This window comes from Pseudoduganella guangdongensis (genome assembly GCF_009857475.1).
Lineage (GTDB): Bacteria > Pseudomonadota > Gammaproteobacteria > Burkholderiales > Burkholderiaceae_D > Rugamonas > Rugamonas guangdongensis.
On sequence record NZ_WWCJ01000009.1, the window covers coordinates 106,361 to 121,055 of the forward strand.

Below are 14,695 nucleotides of genomic sequence, written 5' to 3' on the forward strand. Positions count from 1 at the left end.
TCATTTGGGGATTGCGGCATGGCGGACTATTTTCGCGGTAGCTGCCTGTGTGGCGGCGTGGCCTATAAGGCTGACAAAAAATCCTTGCGCGGCGCCAGCCATTGCTACTGCCATATGTGCCAGAAGCAGCATGGCGCGGCGTCCGGCACGTATGCCAATGTGGCCAGCGCTGGTTTCAGCTACGAGCAGGGCGCCGACCTGGTGCAGGAATACCATTCCTCCGACCATGGGCGGCGCGGCTTCTGCAAGGTGTGCGGCTCCACGCTGACCTGGCGCAGCACGCAAACGCCGGACCGCATCGCCGTCACCCTCGGCACCATGGAGCCTGAATTTTCCGGACCGGTGCAGCACGAGCTGCACCCGGAGTCCAAGCCGCGCTGGCTGCCGAAGGGTTGAGGCTACGGCTTAGCGGCGGCGCAGCGTTGCCACGGACAGCGTGCCGTCGGCGGCGCGTTCGGTGATCGTCCATTTCATCGGTGCGCGCGGCGCTGCGCTGCCATCGCGTGCCACCAGGCGCAGGGTGTAGTCGCCCACCGGCAGCGCCGGCAGCGTCCAGCTGTTTTGCCAGGATGCGCTGGCGCCGCCGCCCAGCAGCGATTTCAGGTTGGCCGCTGTCGGCGCGCTCCACGCGACAGCGCCTGCGCTGTTCACCAATTCCACTTTAACGGTCCAGGCCTCGTAGGCGGGCGCGTTGCCGTCGTTGCGTAACTGCGTGGTGAGCGTGAGCCCGCCGTTGCTGGTCAAGGTGACGGTGCTGCTGGCCACCGCATAGCGGTAGCCTGATTCGCGTCCCAGCATCAGCAAATCATTCTGTTCGGCCGGCGTCAGCCCGGGCCAGCGCTGGGCATCAGGCAGGTGGGTCTGGAAGTTGCCGTTGCTGACCAGGGAAACGTGGAACAGGGCTGCCTGCTGGCGCGCGGTGGCGGGATTGTTCTGCGCGTCGCCGCTGCTGAAGGGGCAGAACTCCGATACCACCGGCGCCTTGTGCCATTGGCTGGCAAAGGCGGCCCATTCCGCCGGGCGGTTGGTCCACTGGTCGAAGTAGCCGTAGCGGCTCAGGCAGTCGGCACGCAGGCCGACCGGCTTGCTGGTGATGGTTTGCTCCAGCATGCCGTAGGTCATGGCGTCCTTGTTGGCGTAGGGGATGAACATTACGTGCTGCTGGTTGGGGAAGGCGTCGAAATGCATCCTGGCGAATTCGCGCTTGCTCGCGTTGCTGGCGGCGCTGATGCCGGCCGGCGCGTTGGCATAGGAGCTGGAGCGCATGGCCCATTCGCCGTACTGGCCGTACATGCCGACGTCGATCCAGGCGATGTCGGGGTTGTTCGGCCCGAGCGCGGCCGCCAGCGCGGCCAGCATGGCGCGCGAGCGTTGCTGCAGCCACGGGTCGTTCCAGTCGGGGATGAAGGTCAGGCCCGGCACGGCGGCATCGGTGTCGGCCCAGAAGCCGCAGCCAGCCGTGCAGCTGGCGTGGTTGACGATATAGGCCGGGGCGTACAGCTGGTTGTCGTCGTAACCGGCCATCATGCGCAGGCGGAAGGCGAACTTGCGGCCCTGGCTTTTGGCAGCGGCCAGGTCGGCCAGGATGGGGCTGAAGTTGTACTGGCCTTCGGCAGTTTCCACGTCCTTCCAGTAATAGCGGCGATAGGAGTCCTTGGCCGGCGCGGCTTGCGGCACCAGTTCCTGGTTTTGCCAGCGGTAGTAGCCGCGCAGGGGATTGACGGTGTCGTCGCTGGCGAGCGGGAGCGCGGTGTAGCTGCGGCTGGCGTTCAGGGCAGTCCAGCCGGAGTTGTTGCTGGATTTGGGGGCGGCCACGGCCGGCACATTGGCGGCGAGGAGGGCGGCGGCAAGCAGGAGGTTCAGGCGCGGCATGGGGCTCTCCCAGGATGTTGGCGTCGGGAAACTATAGTGCGCGTGCCGCGCGCTGGCAATAATTACTTAATGTAGTAAAACAAGGCTTGCATTTCTTCTTCGCTGAAGCCGGCCTGGCGCCGTGCTTCGATATTGAAAGGGCCGCGCACCGTCGCCTTGTACTGCACCACCAGCTCGCCGTAAGTGGCGATCGGGTCCAGCCCGCGCTGGCCGCACAGGTAGCCGTACCAGCGGTTGCCGATTTCCACGTGGCCGATCTCGTCGCGCAGGATGATGTCGAGGATGGCCGCCGCCGCCTCGTCGCCGGCCTGCGCCAGCTTGGCGCGCAGCGGCGGGATGGCGTCCAGGCCGCGCGCTTCCAGCGTACGCGGCACCAGGGCCATGCGCGCCATGGCGTCGCCGGTGGTCTTGGACACCATCTCCCACAAGCTGTCGTGGGCGCTGAAGTCGCCGTAGGCGCTGCCCAGCGTTGCCAGGTGCGCCGCCAGCAGCGAGAAGTGGTAGGCCTCCTCGCGCGCCACGCGCAGCCAGTCGCTGTAGTACTGCGCGGGCAGGCCGGGGAAGCGCCAGATGGCGTCCAGCGCCAGGTTGACCGCGTTGAATTCGATATGCGCCAGCGCATGTACCAGCATGGCGCGGCCCTCCACCGTGGCCATGGAGCGGCGCCCCACCAGGCGCGGCGCCACCAGTTCCGGGCGGGCCGGGCGGCCTGGGATGGCGGCCTCCGTTGCGGCCAGTCCGGCGGCGGTGTCCAGCGTTAGCGTACCCTTGTCCCAGGCTGCGCCCATGGCCGCCACGGCGGCAGTCTTGGCGGCGGGATCGGGTTCGACCAGGCAGTGCAGCGCCAGGCTGCGAAGTTCGGACTGTGCTTGCATTTCTCGGTTCCAGGCAGGGGCCGATAGTATAGTGCAAGAGGGCGCGCTGCCTGGCCGTTGCCGGCAAAGTTTATTTGTAGTGCTGGTAGACGCGGGTCGTCCCGTCCGGCATCACCAGCAGCACATCGTATGGATCCTTGCGCGGGCCTTCCATGCCTGGCGAACCCAGCGGCATGGCCGGTACCGCCAGGCCCTTCGCTTTCGGCTTGGCGGCCAGCAGGCGCTTGATTTCGGCAGCCGGCACGTGGCCCTCGATCGCATAGCCTTCCACCACCGCCGTGTGGCAGGAACCCAGGCGGTCGGGGATGCCCATTTTCTCGCGCGTATCGGACGGATTTTCCACATTGTGCGCCTCGACCTTGAAGCCGGCCGCGCGCAAATGCTTGACCCAACCTTCGCAGCAGCCGCAGGTGGCGCTCTTGTAGACGTTAATGACAGGCGAGGCCGCCAGGGCCAGCACCGGCATGGCCAGCATCGCGGCCAGGAGTGTTTTACGGATCTTCATGCCCAGCATGGTGCCACATGCGGCGCCGTTGCGGGCATGACCTGGATCAAAATACGCTATCCGTGCCTGTTGCCTCATGGCATAATTGATTTAGTTCTTAATAATATAAATAAATTATTCATGAATGCAATTAAGATTTTGGCAGCCGTTTTGACCCTCGGCGCCAGCGTAGCAACGGCCGCACCGCAAGCGGCCGGCATGTGGGACACCCTGGTTGGCGTGAAGTACGCCAAGGCGCGCAAGGAAGTGATCGATGCCGGCTGGCGTCCCGACCATCGCAACGCCGGTTCGGAGTGGGAGCGCCAGCTGCAAGGCCAGTTCCCCGAACTGCGTTCCTGCGAGGCGGTCAGCGGCCATTGCACCCACTATTTCGTCTCGTACGACGGCACTTGCCTGAAGGTCGTGACCGAAGGCGACACGGTCGCTTCGTTCCGCGTGCGCAGCGTGGCCCAGGCTTGCCCTAAGCAGCAGTAATGCCGTACGTCCTGCGCCAGGTGGTGGCGGCCGACTTGGCCGAAATCATGCGACTGGAACGCGCCGGCTTCGCCCAGGCCATCCAGGAAAGCGAGCACACTTTCGCCGAGCGCTTGCGCGCCGCGCCGGAAGGCTGCTGGGTGCTGGCCGGTGAAGCAGGGCGCTTGTACGGTTATTTGTGCGCCGAATTCTGGCCTCTGCAAAACGGCGTCGACGCGGCCCGCTTCGCACGCGACCATGCTGCCGCCGACACGCACGACGCCAACGGGGAAGAGGTCTACGTCTCTTCCATGGTGGTCGATCCGGCCACGCGCGGCACCGGCTGGGGGCGCCGCCTGTTCCGCGACGCGCTGGCCGAAATGTTCGCCCGCCACCCGCGCCTGCGCAGCACCATCCTGATCGTCAACCCCGAGTGGGAAGCCGCGCGCCGCATCTACCGCGCCGAAGGCTTCGTCGAGATCGGCGAGATCGGCGCCTACTTCGCCGCCAGCGACGGCACGCAGCTGCCCGCAATCGTGATGCGCCGCCCGCAAACTTGAGCGCATAATGGTCGCCATGCGAGTTGCGACCTTCAACATCAACGGAATCGGCGCCCGCCTGCCCGCGCTGCTGCAATGGCTGGAAGAGACCCAGCCGGACGTGGCCTGCCTGCAGGAGCTGAAGGCGCCCCAGGAAAAATTCCCCGAAGCGGCCATCAACGATGCCGGCTACGGCGCCATCTGGCACGGCCAGAAAAGCTGGAACGGCGTCGCCATCCTCGCGCGCGGCAGCACGCCGCAAGAAGTGGGGCGCGGCCTGCCCGGCGACCCGGAGGATGCGCAAAGCCGCTATATCGAAGCGATGGTGGGCGAGCTGATGGTGTGCTGCCTCTACCTCCCGAACGGCAACCCCGCGCCCGGCCCCAAATTCGACTACAAGCTACAATGGTTCGAGCGCCTGATCGCGCGCGGCGCGGAGCTGGTGGATGCGCAGAGGCCGGTGATCATGGCGGGCGACTACAACGTCATGCCCACCGAGCTGGATGTGTACAAGCCCGAACGGTGGGTCGACGATGCCCTGTTCCGACCCGAAACGCGCGCCGCCTTCGCCACGCTGGTCGGGCAGGGCTGGACTGACGCCCTGCGCCGCATGCACCCCGGCGAAAAGATTTACACCTTCTGGGATTACTTCCGCAACGCTTTCGGGCGCGACGCCGGCCTGCGCATCGACCACTTGCTGCTCAATCCCGCGCTGGCGCCCGCGCTGCGCAGGGCCGAAGTGGACCGCACGGTGCGCGGCCGTGAAAAGCCGAGCGACCACGCGCCCACCTGGGTCGAGCTGGACATCTGATTTTTAGTGACGGCGCTCTAATCTTTGCGCCTCGGCATTAAACGCGTTGTATATTGGCCTCACTCCGGAGTTCATTTGTTTGACTAACTAGAGGAGGCTGTATGCGCTTTCAACGCACGCAAGAAGCAGAGCCGCTGAACCAGCTGAACATGACGCCGCTGATTGACGTCATGCTGGTCCTGATCATCATGTTGATAGTCACCATCCCCAAAGCCCACCACTCGATCGGCATGGACATGCCGCGCGGCGGGGTGGCCACGCAAACGGTGGCGCAGACGCTGGAAGTCGACTTTGACGGCACGCTCTGGTGGAATGGCGCCCAGCTCGCCAGCCGCGCCGCCCTGGAAGAAAAGTTCACCAGCCTGGCCAGCGACGACAGCGTCCAGCTGCGCTCCAACGGCCTCGCCCCCTACAGCGTCGTCGCCGGTGTACTAAGCAGCGCGCAACGCCACGGCATCCGCAACATCGCCCTCATCGGCAACGAGCGCTTCCAATAGAAAAAAAGGGCGCCGGAGGCGCCCTTGAAGTTGGAGCTGCAGTGATTAGTTGCCGCAGCCGAGCGACTTGATGCGGTCGTGGGCTGCCTTGGCTTGCACCATGCCGTAGCCGGTCTTGTTGTCCTTGCCCGCAGTTTCCAGGTCCTTGGCGGACTTGATCAGCGAGCTGCGGATCTGCGAGCCGGTGCAGGTCGGGAAGTAGGACCAGACCAGGGCGGCGACCGCCGATACGTGCGGGGTGGCCATCGAGGTGCCGTCGTAGTAGGCGTAGTTGGTGGCTTTCACTTCCACCGTGGCGTTCTGGCCGAGCTGGCCTTTCATCGCGGCGCCATCGACGTCGGTGGCGGTGACCGATGGGATGGTGGTGACGCTGGTGCCCAGGGTGCCGCCGAACGCGCCGGCTGCATTGTTGTACACGACCGCGCCGACACCGCCGGAAGCCTTGCAGTTGTTGACCTTGGTGGCGAAGTCGACGGTGCCGCGCTGGATCAGGCAGACCTTGCCGGACATGGCGCTGTTCACGCTGTCGCCCAGGCCGAAGTCGGCCAGCGGGGCGGTGACGTTGCCCTTTGGCGAGCCGCTCATGTCGCCCGGGGTGTAGGCGGTGGCGCCCACGCTCAGCTTGGACTCCAGGCCGCCGCCCATCGGCACGGTGGACAGCACGGCTACGCCTGGGCCGGAGATTTCCACCTTGCTGTTGTACTGGGAGAAGGTGGCCCATTTGTTGAACTCGTCCACCGCCGCCACCATCATCACGCTGGCGTAGCCGGCTGGGTAGGAGACCACGGTGTTGCCGTCGTTGCCGGCGGCCGCGATCGACAGGATGCCTTTCGATTGCGCGGAGTCGAAGGCGCGCTGTTCGGTACGGCTGGAGCCGCCGCCGCCCAGGGACATGGAAATCACATTCGAGCCCGCTGCCACGCACTTGTTCACGGCGCTGGCCAGGGTCGAGGAGTAAGCCCAGCCGTCGGCGCCGAACACCTTGACGATGTGCAGCTTCAGCTTCTTGTTCGGGTTGACGCCGACCACGCCGGTGCCGCTGTTGTTGATGGCGGCAATGCTGCCGGCCACGTGGGTGCCGTGATGGTTTTCGTCGTTGTACCACCAGCCGGTGCCGGAATCGTACTCGCCGGTGACGACGTTGCCGTTCAGGTCTTCGTGGTTACGGTCGTAACCGGAATCGATAATGCAGACCTTGCGGTTGCCGGCATTGACGTCGGACAGCAGGTCGGATTGGGTGGCTTTGATGCCCCACGGTACCAGCTGGCCCAGCGCGAACGGGGTGCCGGTGGATGGCGAGGTGGTGGCGAATGGGAAGCGCTTGACGTCTTCTTCGATCTCGATCACGTTCGGGTTGTTCTTCAGGCCTTTCAGGGCCTGCACCGGCACTTCAATGGCCATGGCATCGGTGCCGAAGATTTCGTGCTTGATATTGCCTTTGGCGGAACCGATCGCCGATTTCATCTGTGCCGCTTTGCCAGGCTGGAAATGCACGATGACGCGGGTGGTGTCGTTGGCGGCGAATGCCTGGCCGGCGGCGCCGACAGCAACGACGGCAGCCAGCATCTTGGCGCCTGCAGCGATCTTGGAAACTTTGAATTGCTTCTGAACCATTGAAAATTCTCCCGACTCTAAGAATGAGTGTTTGTCCACGGCCGCTATTTAACCGGCGCTAATTGTTTTTGCCGTCGCGCAAAGATTGCGTATCAAGCTGCAACCGAGTGTAGGGACGACGCGGCAGGAAATCTATCAAAATGTCCCTATTTGTATGCACCTGTTGAATTTCGCATACACATTTGTTAAGAATGAGACGGAATCCGGCGCATCCGTCCCATTCTTAACATCGGGCCGGGCGAATTCCCGTATGCTGCGCGCCATGGACGACTTTATTGAGATTTACGACGGCGCCCTGTCGCCGGCCCAATGCGAGCAGATCCTGGCCCGTTTCGAAGCCAGCGGCAAAACCCTGCGCGGCAAGACCGGGCAGGGCGTGGACGTGGCGAAAAAGGATAGTTACGACCTGACCATCAGCCAGCACGCGGAGTGGAATGACGTGTCCAACCTGATGATGGCCAGCGTGCTGCAGCATTTATCGTCGTATATGGACAAATACCGCATGCTGCTGACCGGCGCCCTGTCGCCGCGCGTGGTGGATCCGGACAGCGGCCAGCCGGTCACCCTCGGCATCGACAATTTCGAGCGCTGCGGCAAGCCCTACCTGGCGGAGCTGATCCAGTCCATGTACCGGGGCGGGCCGATCAATGTGCAGAAGTACCTGCAAAACAGCGGCGGCTACCACCACTGGCATTCCGAGATTTATCCGCAGAACGCCAGCTGCGAAACGCTGCACCGCGCCTTGCTGTTCCAGTTCTACCTGAACGACGTGGCCGAAGGCGGGGAGACCGAGTTCTACTACCAGCAGCGCAAGGTGGCAGCGCGCCAGGGGCGGCTGATCATCGCGCCGGCCGGCTTCACCCACACGCACAAGGGCAATGTGGCGCGCAGCGGCGACAAGTACGTGGCGACCTCGTGGATCCTGTTCCAGCGCGCCGAAGCAATGTTCGGCAGCTAGTTGAACAGCCGTCCGCTGCGGCGCGCACCCCAATCCAGGTTCACGCCCAGGCTGGCCAGCACAATCAGCGCAAAGCCCAGCACCTGCCACAAGCTGACCAGGTGGCCATACACGGCGAAGTCCACCAGCACCGCCGCCGCCGGATAAACGAAAGTCAGCACCGCAATGGCCGCCGTCTCCATGCGCGGCGTGGCGCCGTAGATCAACACGTAGGCCATGGCGGTCGGCACCAGGCCCAGGGTGGCGAGCCACCCCCACTGCGCCAGGCTCAGTCCGCCATCCGGCAAGGTGCTGAAGCCGCCCAGCAGCACCGCGCCGGTCAGGCAATGCACCAGCGCGGTCAGGTGCGGCGGCGTGCCGCGCATGGACTTGGTGGTCAGCGTGACGCCCGCGTAGGCGAGGGCGCCGGTCAGGGTGCTGGCGATGCCCAGCAAGTAGTTGGCATCCATCGGCGCATCGAAGCGCACGCCGCAAGCCAGCGCCAGGCCGCCGAAACCCAGCACCACCCACGCCAGCTTGTTCGCCGCCAGCCGCTCGCGCAGCAGCAGCGCCCCCAGCAGCAGCACCATGAAAGGCTGCACATGGAACACGATGGTAGCGGTAGCAATGCCGATGCGCCGGATCGCTTCAAAGAAGGCCACCCAGTTCAGCACCATCAGCACGCCGCTGAACGCCGCCAGCTTGAGCGCGCGCGGCGGCATATTGGCGCTGCTGAACATGCCCTGCCAGGCGCAATACGCAGCCAGCGCCAGCGCGCCGATCGCGCAGCGGAAGAAGACGGTGGTAATGGGATCCAGCCCCGCCTCCTGGACATAGACGCCCAGGGTGCTCAGCATGAGCATGGCGATGATGTAGGTGACGGCAGGATGGCGCATTGCCGGCATCATCGCATGGAAATTCGGTGCCAGGTCTGACAATCGGACAAATGGCGGGCAATTTGTCCGATTGTCAGACCTGGCACCGGTTTTACTGCACAGTGAGGATGACTTTGACGCTGTCGTCGACGGCGGATTTTTCGATGTAGCCGATGGCTTGCACGTCGGCGGCGACGGCTTTCTTCACTTCGGCGCTGGAGCTGTACTCCTTGGGCGCGTTGCCTTTGCCGGTGAACACCAGCTTGGACCACTGCGATTTGACCTGGGCCGTGTCCTTGCCCAGGACCTTCTGGCTGAACTCGTTGCGCAGGGCGCCCTCGGTGTGCTCGATCGGGGTGAACAGGGTCGATTTGCCAAGGAAGAATTGGGCGGCCTGTTCGCTGAACATGCGCGTGGCCGGATTCTTCGGATTGACGATCACCACAATCTCGGCCGCCAGCGCGGGCAGGGCGGCACTGCACATTGCTGCGGCGAGCAGCAGCTTGATTCGTTTGTCCATGGCGGCCTCCTCAGAACACGAAGTCGAGTGCTACTGCATACACATTGACCGAACCATTAAAGCCCGGCTTGGCATTGATGAAGGCGCCGGCGCCGTCCTTCGGCTTGATGTGGTCGACCTGGAACTTGAGGGCGAGCGACTTGTAGAAGTCCCAGCGCACGCCGACCGCGTCGCTGGTTTGCAGGCCGGCCTTGGCCAGGCCGTTGACGCCGGCGCCGATCGGGGCCAGCGGGCCGGTGGTCGGCAGGCCGGGCACGCTGCGCATGGATTTCTGCTTGATGCTGCCGTGGTAGTAGTAGGGCAGGAACTTGCCCATGCGGTAGCCGGCCATCGCGTACCAGGAATTGGTGTCGTGCACGATCAGGGTGTCGGTGCGGCGCTGCGCGTATTCAGCCTGCAGCACGATGTTCTTCCAATCCAGGGTGCCGCCGACGGAGGTGAACGTGCCGCGCACGTCGCTCAGCGGCATCATGTCGGCCACCGAGGCCAGGCCAACGCTGCGCAAGGTGGCCACCAGGCCGCTCAGGGTCGGGTTGTCCTTCACCGAGAAGTCGGCCTGGGCGCGCCCGAAGCGCAAGGTGAACGGGCCGTTCTCGGCCACCACGTGCAGCAGCAGCATCTTGCGGAATTCCACATCCTGCGCCGGCTGTTCGGAGTCGGCGCGGCCGGTGCCCAGCTGCACGCTGAGCGAGGTGTCGCCGAAGCTGCGCTGGTACAGCAGGTCGACGCCGTCGAAGTTGTCGAGGGTCACCTGGCGATAGACTTCGGCCGGCGGGCGCAGCATGGTGTTGGCGTAGCCCACGTTGCGGAAATCGGAAATCATGTAGATCGGCGCGCCCATGCGGCCGACGCGGAAGCTCAGTTCATCGTTGACCTTGAACTTGGCGAAGGCCCACGCCGCCTGTGCGCGGTAGTGGTCGATGCCGTCCTTGCGCACCAGGCCTTGCGCGGTCAGCGAGATGGTGTCGTTGACCTTCATCGTGGCTTGCAGGCCAAAGTTGGAATCGGGACCCGTGCGCCAGTCTTTCTTCACGCCGGCAGCCTGGTTGGGCCGGATGAACTCAGCGTCGTTGGTGTCGGTGGAGGTGAGGGCGGCGGTGCCAAAGCCGCTGATTGTGACGGTGGGACCTTCCTGGGCACTGGCCTGCGTCGCCAGGCCGGCTGCGGTAAGCGCTGCAATTGCGCGGCAAATTGTTTTCATCAACTCAGCTCTCCCATATTGTTTTCGGTCTGAACAAGTGACTACGGGGCAAGTGTCACAGATTGGCTGCTTGCGCGCCAGCATTCGTGGTAGGTGCGCAACAATAAAAAAAGCCCGCAGTTGCGGGCTTTTTCGGGAGACGGGCGCGTTTTATTGCGCTTTACCCAATTCGGAGCGGTGGCGCGAGTAGGTGAAGTACACCACCAGGCCCAGTGCCAGCCAGATGCCGAAGGCGATCCAGGTGGTGGCGGACAGGAAGCACATCAGCGCCAGGCAGAAGATGATGGCCAGGGCTGGCACCACCGGCACGCCAGGGCAGCGGAAGGCGCGGTGCAGGTCCGGACGCTTCTTGCGCATGATGATCACGGCCAACGAAACCAGGCAGAACGCGGCCAGGGTGCCCATGTTCACCAGTTCGGCCAGCACGTTCAGCGGCACCAGCGCGGCGATGAAGCCGAAGATCAGGCCGACGATCCAGGTGGCCAGGAACGGGGTGTGGTACTTCGGGTGCACCTTGGACAGGCTCTTTGGCAGCAGGCCGTCGCGCGACATGGCGAAGATGATGCGGGTCTGGCCGTAAGCCATGACCAGGATCACGGTGGTCATGCCCAGGATGGCGCCCAGCGATACCCAGCCGGCGAACCAGTTTTCACCGGCGTACTGCAAGGCCAGCGACACCGGGTGGTCGATGCCCAGGAAGTTCTGGTACGGCACGATGCCGGTCATGATGGCGGCCACGATCACGTACAGGACCGTGCAGACCGCCAGCGAGCCGATAATGCCGATTGGCAGGTCGCGCTCGGGACGCTTCACTTCTTCCGCGGCCGACGTCACGGCGTCGAAGCCGATGAAGGCGAAGAACACCAGGGCCGCCGCGCTCATCACGCCGGAGGCGCCGAACGGCATGTAAGGCTGCCAGTTGGCCGGCTTGACGTGGCCGACGCCGACCACGATGAACAGCAGCACCACGCCGACCTTGATCACCACCATGATGTTGTTGACGCGGGCCGATTCACGCACGCCCCAGCCCAGCATGGCGGTCAGGACCATCATGATCAGGAAGGCGGGCAGGTTGAACAGGGTCTGCACGCCCGGTACGGCGCCCGGCGCCGCGGTCAGCGCGGTCGGCAGGTGCAGGCCGATGCCGGCAATCAGCGACTGGAAGTAGCCGGACCAGGCGACCGAGACGGCGGACGTGGCCAGGCCATATTCGAGCATCAGGTCCCAGCCGATCATCCAGGCCACCAGCTCGCCCAGGGTGGCGTAGCTATAGGTGTAGATGGAGCCGGCCACCGGAACGGTGGAGGCGAATTCGGCGTAGCACAGGGCGGCGAAACCGCACGCCAGCGCTGCGACGACGAAGGAAAGCGTCAGGGCCGGGCCGGCGGTCAGCGCGCCGGTGCCGGTCAAGACGAAGATGCCAGTACCGACGATGGCGCCAATGCCCATCAGCACCAGGTCGAGTGGACCCAGCACTTTCTGCAGGCCACCGGGTTTACGGGCGGCTGCAACCATGTCGTCCAGGTTCTTGGTCCTAAAAATGCTCACTTATAATCTCCAGTATCTTCTCTTTTGGGATCGCCAAAAAAAGGCTGCCGCATATTAGCACACGGCTTTATGGGCGGATGTTGTAGGATTGTAAATCTTGATTGTTGGCCGAAAAGTACTTGCACCAGTGATGAAATATATGATAACCGTGCTGGCCGGCTGCGCCGCCGCGCTCGCCGCCCAGGCCCAGCCCATGCCGCCGCAACCGAATACCCCGGCCTATAAGGCCTGCATGGCGGAGGAGGGCGCACTGCGGCCGCAGCGCCAGGCCATCGCGCGCCGTTTCCATGAACATGAGGCGGCGCTGCAGCGCGCCGCCGCCGCGCAAGCGGCGCACACGGCGGCGCAAGCGCGGGTCGACAGCAGCGATGCGGCGGCGGTGGCCGCCTTCAATACCCGCCAGGACGCATTGAACGCCCAGAGCGAAAGCCTGAACGCCGAGGGCGCGCGCCTGGAAAAAGAGCAGGATGCCTTTAACGCCCGCGTCGCCGCCGGCAATGTGCGCTGCGGGAATATCCTGGCGCCTTATAAAGTACGCAAGAAGGAGAAATGATGCGCTTGACCCCGAACGGCCCCGCCTTGATCGCCGCGCTGGCCCTGGCCGCCGCACTGGCGCCCGCTGCCGGCGCCGCCCCCCTGCCGGCCCCGGCCCGCGCCGAAATCGATGCCCTGCTGGGCCGCCTGCAGGCGTCCGGCTGCGAGTTCAACCGCAATGGCACCTGGTACAGCGGCGCCGAAGCCAAAACCCACCTGCAGCGCAAGCTGGAATACCTGGAGAAAAAGGACATGGTGCGCAACGCCGAGCAGTTCATCGCGCTGGGCGCCACCGCCAGCAGCTCCAGCGGCAAGGCGTACGCCGTGCGTTGCGGCGCCTCGGCGCCGGTGGCAAGCAAGGCCTGGCTGAGCGCCGAACTGCAGGCAATCCGCCAGCGATGAGCATTAAATGCGCAGGAATGTTGCAAACGTGAGAATCTGCGCATTTTCAACCCCGCCCCGCTCGTTATAATTTTCCCTAGCCTTTTGGAGGGAACGTATGGCGTTGCAGCTGAAGAAATCGATGGTGTGGGGCGCGGCAATCAATTGCGGCGTGTGCGCGGTGGTGGCGCTCGGCTTTGTCATGGTGGCCGACCTGCACGATATGTTGCTGTGGTTCGCCCTGCTGGCTGCCGTCGTCGCCCTGGTCACCTTCCAGCGCGCGGCCAATATGGTGCGCAGGAATACCCTGGAACCTTTGCTGCAGCCGGCCTCCTATGTCCGCATCACGCGCGACAATCCGCTGGTGCTCGACCAGGTGGACTGGAGCGTGATCGATGACTACGCCACCCAGCTGGCGATGCGCGGCTTCCATCCGCTGGGCGACTTCACCGCCTATCCGATGGCGGGCGCCCTGGTCGGCGTGGCCGCCATCTTCACCAATGCCGATGCCAGCGTCATCGTCGAAATCCAGCAGGTGAAATTGCTGCCCGGTGCGGCGGCCGAGCGCATGCGCGACGGTATTTTCTTCAGCATGACGTCCCTGGTGGGCGGCAAGATCCGCGTCATTTCCTGCAACCACAAACCGCGCGCCTCGACTTACCTGGTGCGCGGCAACTACGACGTGCTGAATGCCGACCCGAACCTGGGCTTGCTGGCGCTGCTCAGCCAGCACACCGATTTCCTGATGCGCCTGCGCCAGCGCATCGGCAAGTCGCCGGTCACGGGGCTGACGGTGGAGCGCTATGTGCTGTCGATCCGCGAAGCGCAGGCCCAGGCCAAGCGCCGCCTGTCGGCCATGAGCGGCTACCGGATCGCCGGCGTGGTGGACCATTTCGAAGCCAAACCACGGCGCCGTTGGGCGCCTTCGACCGCCGTGCTGAAGTCGGTGCCGTTCCGCAGCATGGAAGAACTGGACGCCGCGTACGCCGTGGAAGGCCAGCCGCCGGTATTTCAGGAATCCCTGAGCTGGTAACGGGCGCCGGTCAGGAACAGCAGGAACAGCAGGCCGCCGATCGCCAGCAAGGCCGGTGATTCAGGGCTGGCAAAGACCGGATTGCCGCGCGGAAGACGGGTGAAGGTTTCCGTGATGCCCGGGATGAAGTGCAGGAAGAAGGTGAACGAGTAGCCGACCGTCTCCACCTTGCCGCTGGCCGCGCCGAACCATTGGCGCGAACCGGCGCCCCAGGCCACCACCAGGGTGAGCAGGGTGAGCACGGCCAATGCATGGGGTTTGCCGAAGCCGCCGTGGGCGAACAGGCCGAAGCCGGTCAGGCAGACCACCAAGGTGGTAGCGATGTAGAGCAAGCCGGCTGTGCTGCGCGGGCTGATGTTGCGATGCAGGGCGTAAGCGGTAATGCCCGAGCCAAGGGCCAGCAGGCCGAGCGCAGTGTGGAAAATGCCCAGTGGTGACATGGTAACTCCTCGATGAATGTGATGGTTGGTGTGCTGCGATGGATAAATGATATTCGTCAT

General features: G+C 64.4%; 18 protein-coding genes. 9 read left to right on the top strand and 9 right to left on the bottom strand.

All coding sequences use genetic code 11. The features are described from left to right. The first annotated feature begins 18 nt into the window (after positions 1 to 18). The gene (locus GTP41_RS14210) at positions 19 to 396 is read left to right on the top strand and encodes a GFA family protein (protein WP_161026224.1); all 378 of its coding nucleotides are present in this window, start codon (positions 19 to 21) and stop codon (positions 394 to 396) included. Positions 397 to 405: 9 nt separating this feature from the next. Here GTP41_RS14210 and GTP41_RS14215 read toward each other — a convergent pair whose 3' ends face one another. The 3 genes from GTP41_RS14215 to GTP41_RS14225 all read right to left on the bottom strand — a co-directional run bounded on the left by GTP41_RS14215 (position 406) and on the right by GTP41_RS14225 (position 3,252). After that, positions 406 to 1,872: a DUF4832 domain-containing protein gene (locus GTP41_RS14215; protein ID WP_161026225.1), complete on the bottom strand. Its 1,467-nt coding sequence runs from the start codon at positions 1,870 to 1,872 to the stop codon at positions 406 to 408. Between the two features lie 62 nt (positions 1,873 to 1,934). Continuing rightward, complete coding sequence (locus GTP41_RS14220) at positions 1,935 to 2,747, bottom strand: ferritin-like domain-containing protein (protein ID WP_161026226.1); 813 nt, start codon at positions 2,745 to 2,747, stop codon at positions 1,935 to 1,937. A gap of 70 nt (positions 2,748 to 2,817) precedes the next feature. Further along, entirely contained in the window at positions 2,818 to 3,252 is a 435-nt protein-coding gene (locus GTP41_RS14225) for a DUF411 domain-containing protein (RefSeq protein WP_161026227.1), read from the bottom strand. A gap of 120 nt (positions 3,253 to 3,372) precedes the next feature. On the opposite strand from GTP41_RS14225, the gene GTP41_RS14230 reads away from it, so the two are divergent. The 4 genes from GTP41_RS14230 (at position 3,373) to GTP41_RS14245 (ending at position 5,552) form a co-directional block, all read left to right on the top strand. After that, entirely contained in the window at positions 3,373 to 3,726 is a 354-nt protein-coding gene (locus GTP41_RS14230; protein WP_161026228.1) for a hypothetical protein, read from the top strand. Then, positions 3,726 to 4,265 carry a GNAT family N-acetyltransferase gene (locus GTP41_RS14235; RefSeq protein ID WP_161026229.1) on the top strand — a complete coding sequence of 180 codons (540 nt, stop codon included), beginning with the start codon at positions 3,726 to 3,728 and terminating at the stop codon, positions 4,263 to 4,265. The genes GTP41_RS14230 and GTP41_RS14235 overlap by 1 nt, the downstream gene beginning before the upstream one ends. A gap of 16 nt (positions 4,266 to 4,281) precedes the next feature. Beyond that, positions 4,282 to 5,055: an exodeoxyribonuclease III gene (gene xth, locus GTP41_RS14240; RefSeq protein ID WP_161026371.1), complete on the top strand. Its 774-nt coding sequence runs from the start codon at positions 4,282 to 4,284 to the stop codon at positions 5,053 to 5,055. A 101-nt stretch (positions 5,056 to 5,156) separates the two neighbouring features. Further along, complete coding sequence (locus GTP41_RS14245) at positions 5,157 to 5,552, top strand: ExbD/TolR family protein (protein ID WP_161026230.1); 396 nt, start codon at positions 5,157 to 5,159, stop codon at positions 5,550 to 5,552. 45 nt (positions 5,553 to 5,597) lie between these two features. Here GTP41_RS14245 and GTP41_RS14250 read toward each other — a convergent pair whose 3' ends face one another. Continuing rightward, positions 5,598 to 7,166 carry a S8 family serine peptidase gene (locus GTP41_RS14250; protein ID WP_161026231.1) on the bottom strand — a complete coding sequence of 523 codons (1,569 nt, stop codon included), beginning with the start codon at positions 7,164 to 7,166 and terminating at the stop codon, positions 5,598 to 5,600. Positions 7,167 to 7,428: 262 nt separating this feature from the next. On the opposite strand from GTP41_RS14250, the gene GTP41_RS14255 reads away from it, so the two are divergent. Continuing rightward, positions 7,429 to 8,124 carry a 2OG-Fe(II) oxygenase gene (locus GTP41_RS14255; RefSeq protein WP_161026232.1) on the top strand — a complete coding sequence of 232 codons (696 nt, stop codon included), beginning with the start codon at positions 7,429 to 7,431 and terminating at the stop codon, positions 8,122 to 8,124. Here the strand turns inward: GTP41_RS14255 and GTP41_RS14260 are convergent. From GTP41_RS14260 to bcaP, 4 genes are all read right to left on the bottom strand, one after another. Continuing rightward, entirely contained in the window at positions 8,121 to 8,999 is an 879-nt protein-coding gene (locus tag GTP41_RS14260) for a DMT family transporter (RefSeq protein WP_229502861.1), read from the bottom strand. The two genes, GTP41_RS14255 and GTP41_RS14260, sit on opposite strands and share 4 nt — an antisense overlap. Positions 9,000 to 9,090: 91 nt before the next feature. Continuing rightward, positions 9,091 to 9,498: a type 2 periplasmic-binding domain-containing protein gene (locus GTP41_RS14265; RefSeq protein ID WP_161026234.1), complete on the bottom strand. Its 408-nt coding sequence runs from the start codon at positions 9,496 to 9,498 to the stop codon at positions 9,091 to 9,093. A 10-nt stretch (positions 9,499 to 9,508) separates the two neighbouring features. Beyond that, positions 9,509 to 10,699 (bottom strand): porin, encoded by a 1,191-nt coding sequence (locus tag GTP41_RS14270; RefSeq protein WP_161026235.1) that lies wholly within the window; start codon positions 10,697 to 10,699, stop codon positions 9,509 to 9,511. 150 nt (positions 10,700 to 10,849) lie between these two features. Next, complete coding sequence (gene bcaP, locus GTP41_RS14275) at positions 10,850 to 12,247, bottom strand: branched-chain amino acid transporter BcaP (RefSeq protein WP_161026236.1); 1,398 nt, start codon at positions 12,245 to 12,247, stop codon at positions 10,850 to 10,852. 130 nt (positions 12,248 to 12,377) lie between these two features. On the opposite strand from bcaP, the gene GTP41_RS14280 reads away from it, so the two are divergent. The 3 genes from GTP41_RS14280 (at position 12,378) to GTP41_RS14290 (ending at position 14,195) form a co-directional block, all read left to right on the top strand. Next, positions 12,378 to 12,800, top strand: a complete 423-nt coding sequence (locus GTP41_RS14280) for a hypothetical protein (protein WP_161026237.1) — start codon at positions 12,378 to 12,380, stop codon at positions 12,798 to 12,800. Continuing rightward, entirely contained in the window at positions 12,797 to 13,183 is a 387-nt protein-coding gene (locus tag GTP41_RS14285; protein ID WP_308700854.1) for a DUF5329 family protein, read from the top strand. The genes GTP41_RS14280 and GTP41_RS14285 overlap by 4 nt, the downstream gene beginning before the upstream one ends. A 97-nt stretch (positions 13,184 to 13,280) precedes the next feature. Then, positions 13,281 to 14,195, top strand: coding sequence for a hypothetical protein (locus GTP41_RS14290; RefSeq protein WP_161026238.1), 915 nt, complete (start codon positions 13,281 to 13,283; stop codon positions 14,193 to 14,195). Here the strand turns inward: GTP41_RS14290 and GTP41_RS14295 are convergent. After that, a complete protein-coding gene (locus tag GTP41_RS14295) occupies positions 14,174 to 14,635 on the bottom strand; it encodes a hypothetical protein (protein WP_161026239.1) in 462 nt (153 codons plus the stop codon). The genes GTP41_RS14290 and GTP41_RS14295 overlap by 22 nt on opposite strands. Positions 14,636 to 14,695: the final 60 nt, after the last annotated feature.

Bases quoted from the DNA above. Each gene is read 5' to 3' on its own strand.
- GTP41_RS14260 (WP_229502861.1), bottom strand. From the start codon at position 8,999: ATGCGCCATCCTGCCGTCACCTACATCATCGCCATGCTCATGCTGAGC.
- GTP41_RS14280 (WP_161026237.1), top strand. From the start codon at position 12,378: ATGAAATATATGATAACCGTGCTGGCCGGCTGCGCCGCCGCGCTCGCC.
- GTP41_RS14210 (WP_161026224.1), top strand. From the start codon at position 19: ATGGCGGACTATTTTCGCGGTAGCTGCCTGTGTGGCGGCGTGGCCTAT.
- GTP41_RS14290 (WP_161026238.1), top strand. From the start codon at position 13,281: ATGGCGTTGCAGCTGAAGAAATCGATGGTGTGGGGCGCGGCAATCAAT.
- GTP41_RS14225 (WP_161026227.1), bottom strand. From the start codon at position 3,252: ATGAAGATCCGTAAAACACTCCTGGCCGCGATGCTGGCCATGCCGGTG.
- GTP41_RS14270 (WP_161026235.1), bottom strand. From the start codon at position 10,699: ATGAAAACAATTTGCCGCGCAATTGCAGCGCTTACCGCAGCCGGCCTG.
- GTP41_RS14230 (WP_161026228.1), top strand. From the start codon at position 3,373: ATGAATGCAATTAAGATTTTGGCAGCCGTTTTGACCCTCGGCGCCAGC.
- GTP41_RS14250 (WP_161026231.1), bottom strand. From the start codon at position 7,166: ATGGTTCAGAAGCAATTCAAAGTTTCCAAGATCGCTGCAGGCGCCAAG.
- GTP41_RS14285 (WP_308700854.1), top strand. From the start codon at position 12,797: ATGATGCGCTTGACCCCGAACGGCCCCGCCTTGATCGCCGCGCTGGCC.
- GTP41_RS14265 (WP_161026234.1), bottom strand. From the start codon at position 9,498: ATGGACAAACGAATCAAGCTGCTGCTCGCCGCAGCAATGTGCAGTGCC.
- GTP41_RS14295 (WP_161026239.1), bottom strand. From the start codon at position 14,635: ATGTCACCACTGGGCATTTTCCACACTGCGCTCGGCCTGCTGGCCCTT.
- GTP41_RS14255 (WP_161026232.1), top strand. From the start codon at position 7,429: ATGGACGACTTTATTGAGATTTACGACGGCGCCCTGTCGCCGGCCCAA.
- GTP41_RS14220 (WP_161026226.1), bottom strand. From the start codon at position 2,747: ATGCAAGCACAGTCCGAACTTCGCAGCCTGGCGCTGCACTGCCTGGTC.
- GTP41_RS14245 (WP_161026230.1), top strand. From the start codon at position 5,157: ATGCGCTTTCAACGCACGCAAGAAGCAGAGCCGCTGAACCAGCTGAAC.
- xth (WP_161026371.1), top strand. From the start codon at position 4,282: ATGCGAGTTGCGACCTTCAACATCAACGGAATCGGCGCCCGCCTGCCC.
- GTP41_RS14215 (WP_161026225.1), bottom strand. From the start codon at position 1,872: ATGCCGCGCCTGAACCTCCTGCTTGCCGCCGCCCTCCTCGCCGCCAAT.
- GTP41_RS14235 (WP_161026229.1), top strand. From the start codon at position 3,726: ATGCCGTACGTCCTGCGCCAGGTGGTGGCGGCCGACTTGGCCGAAATC.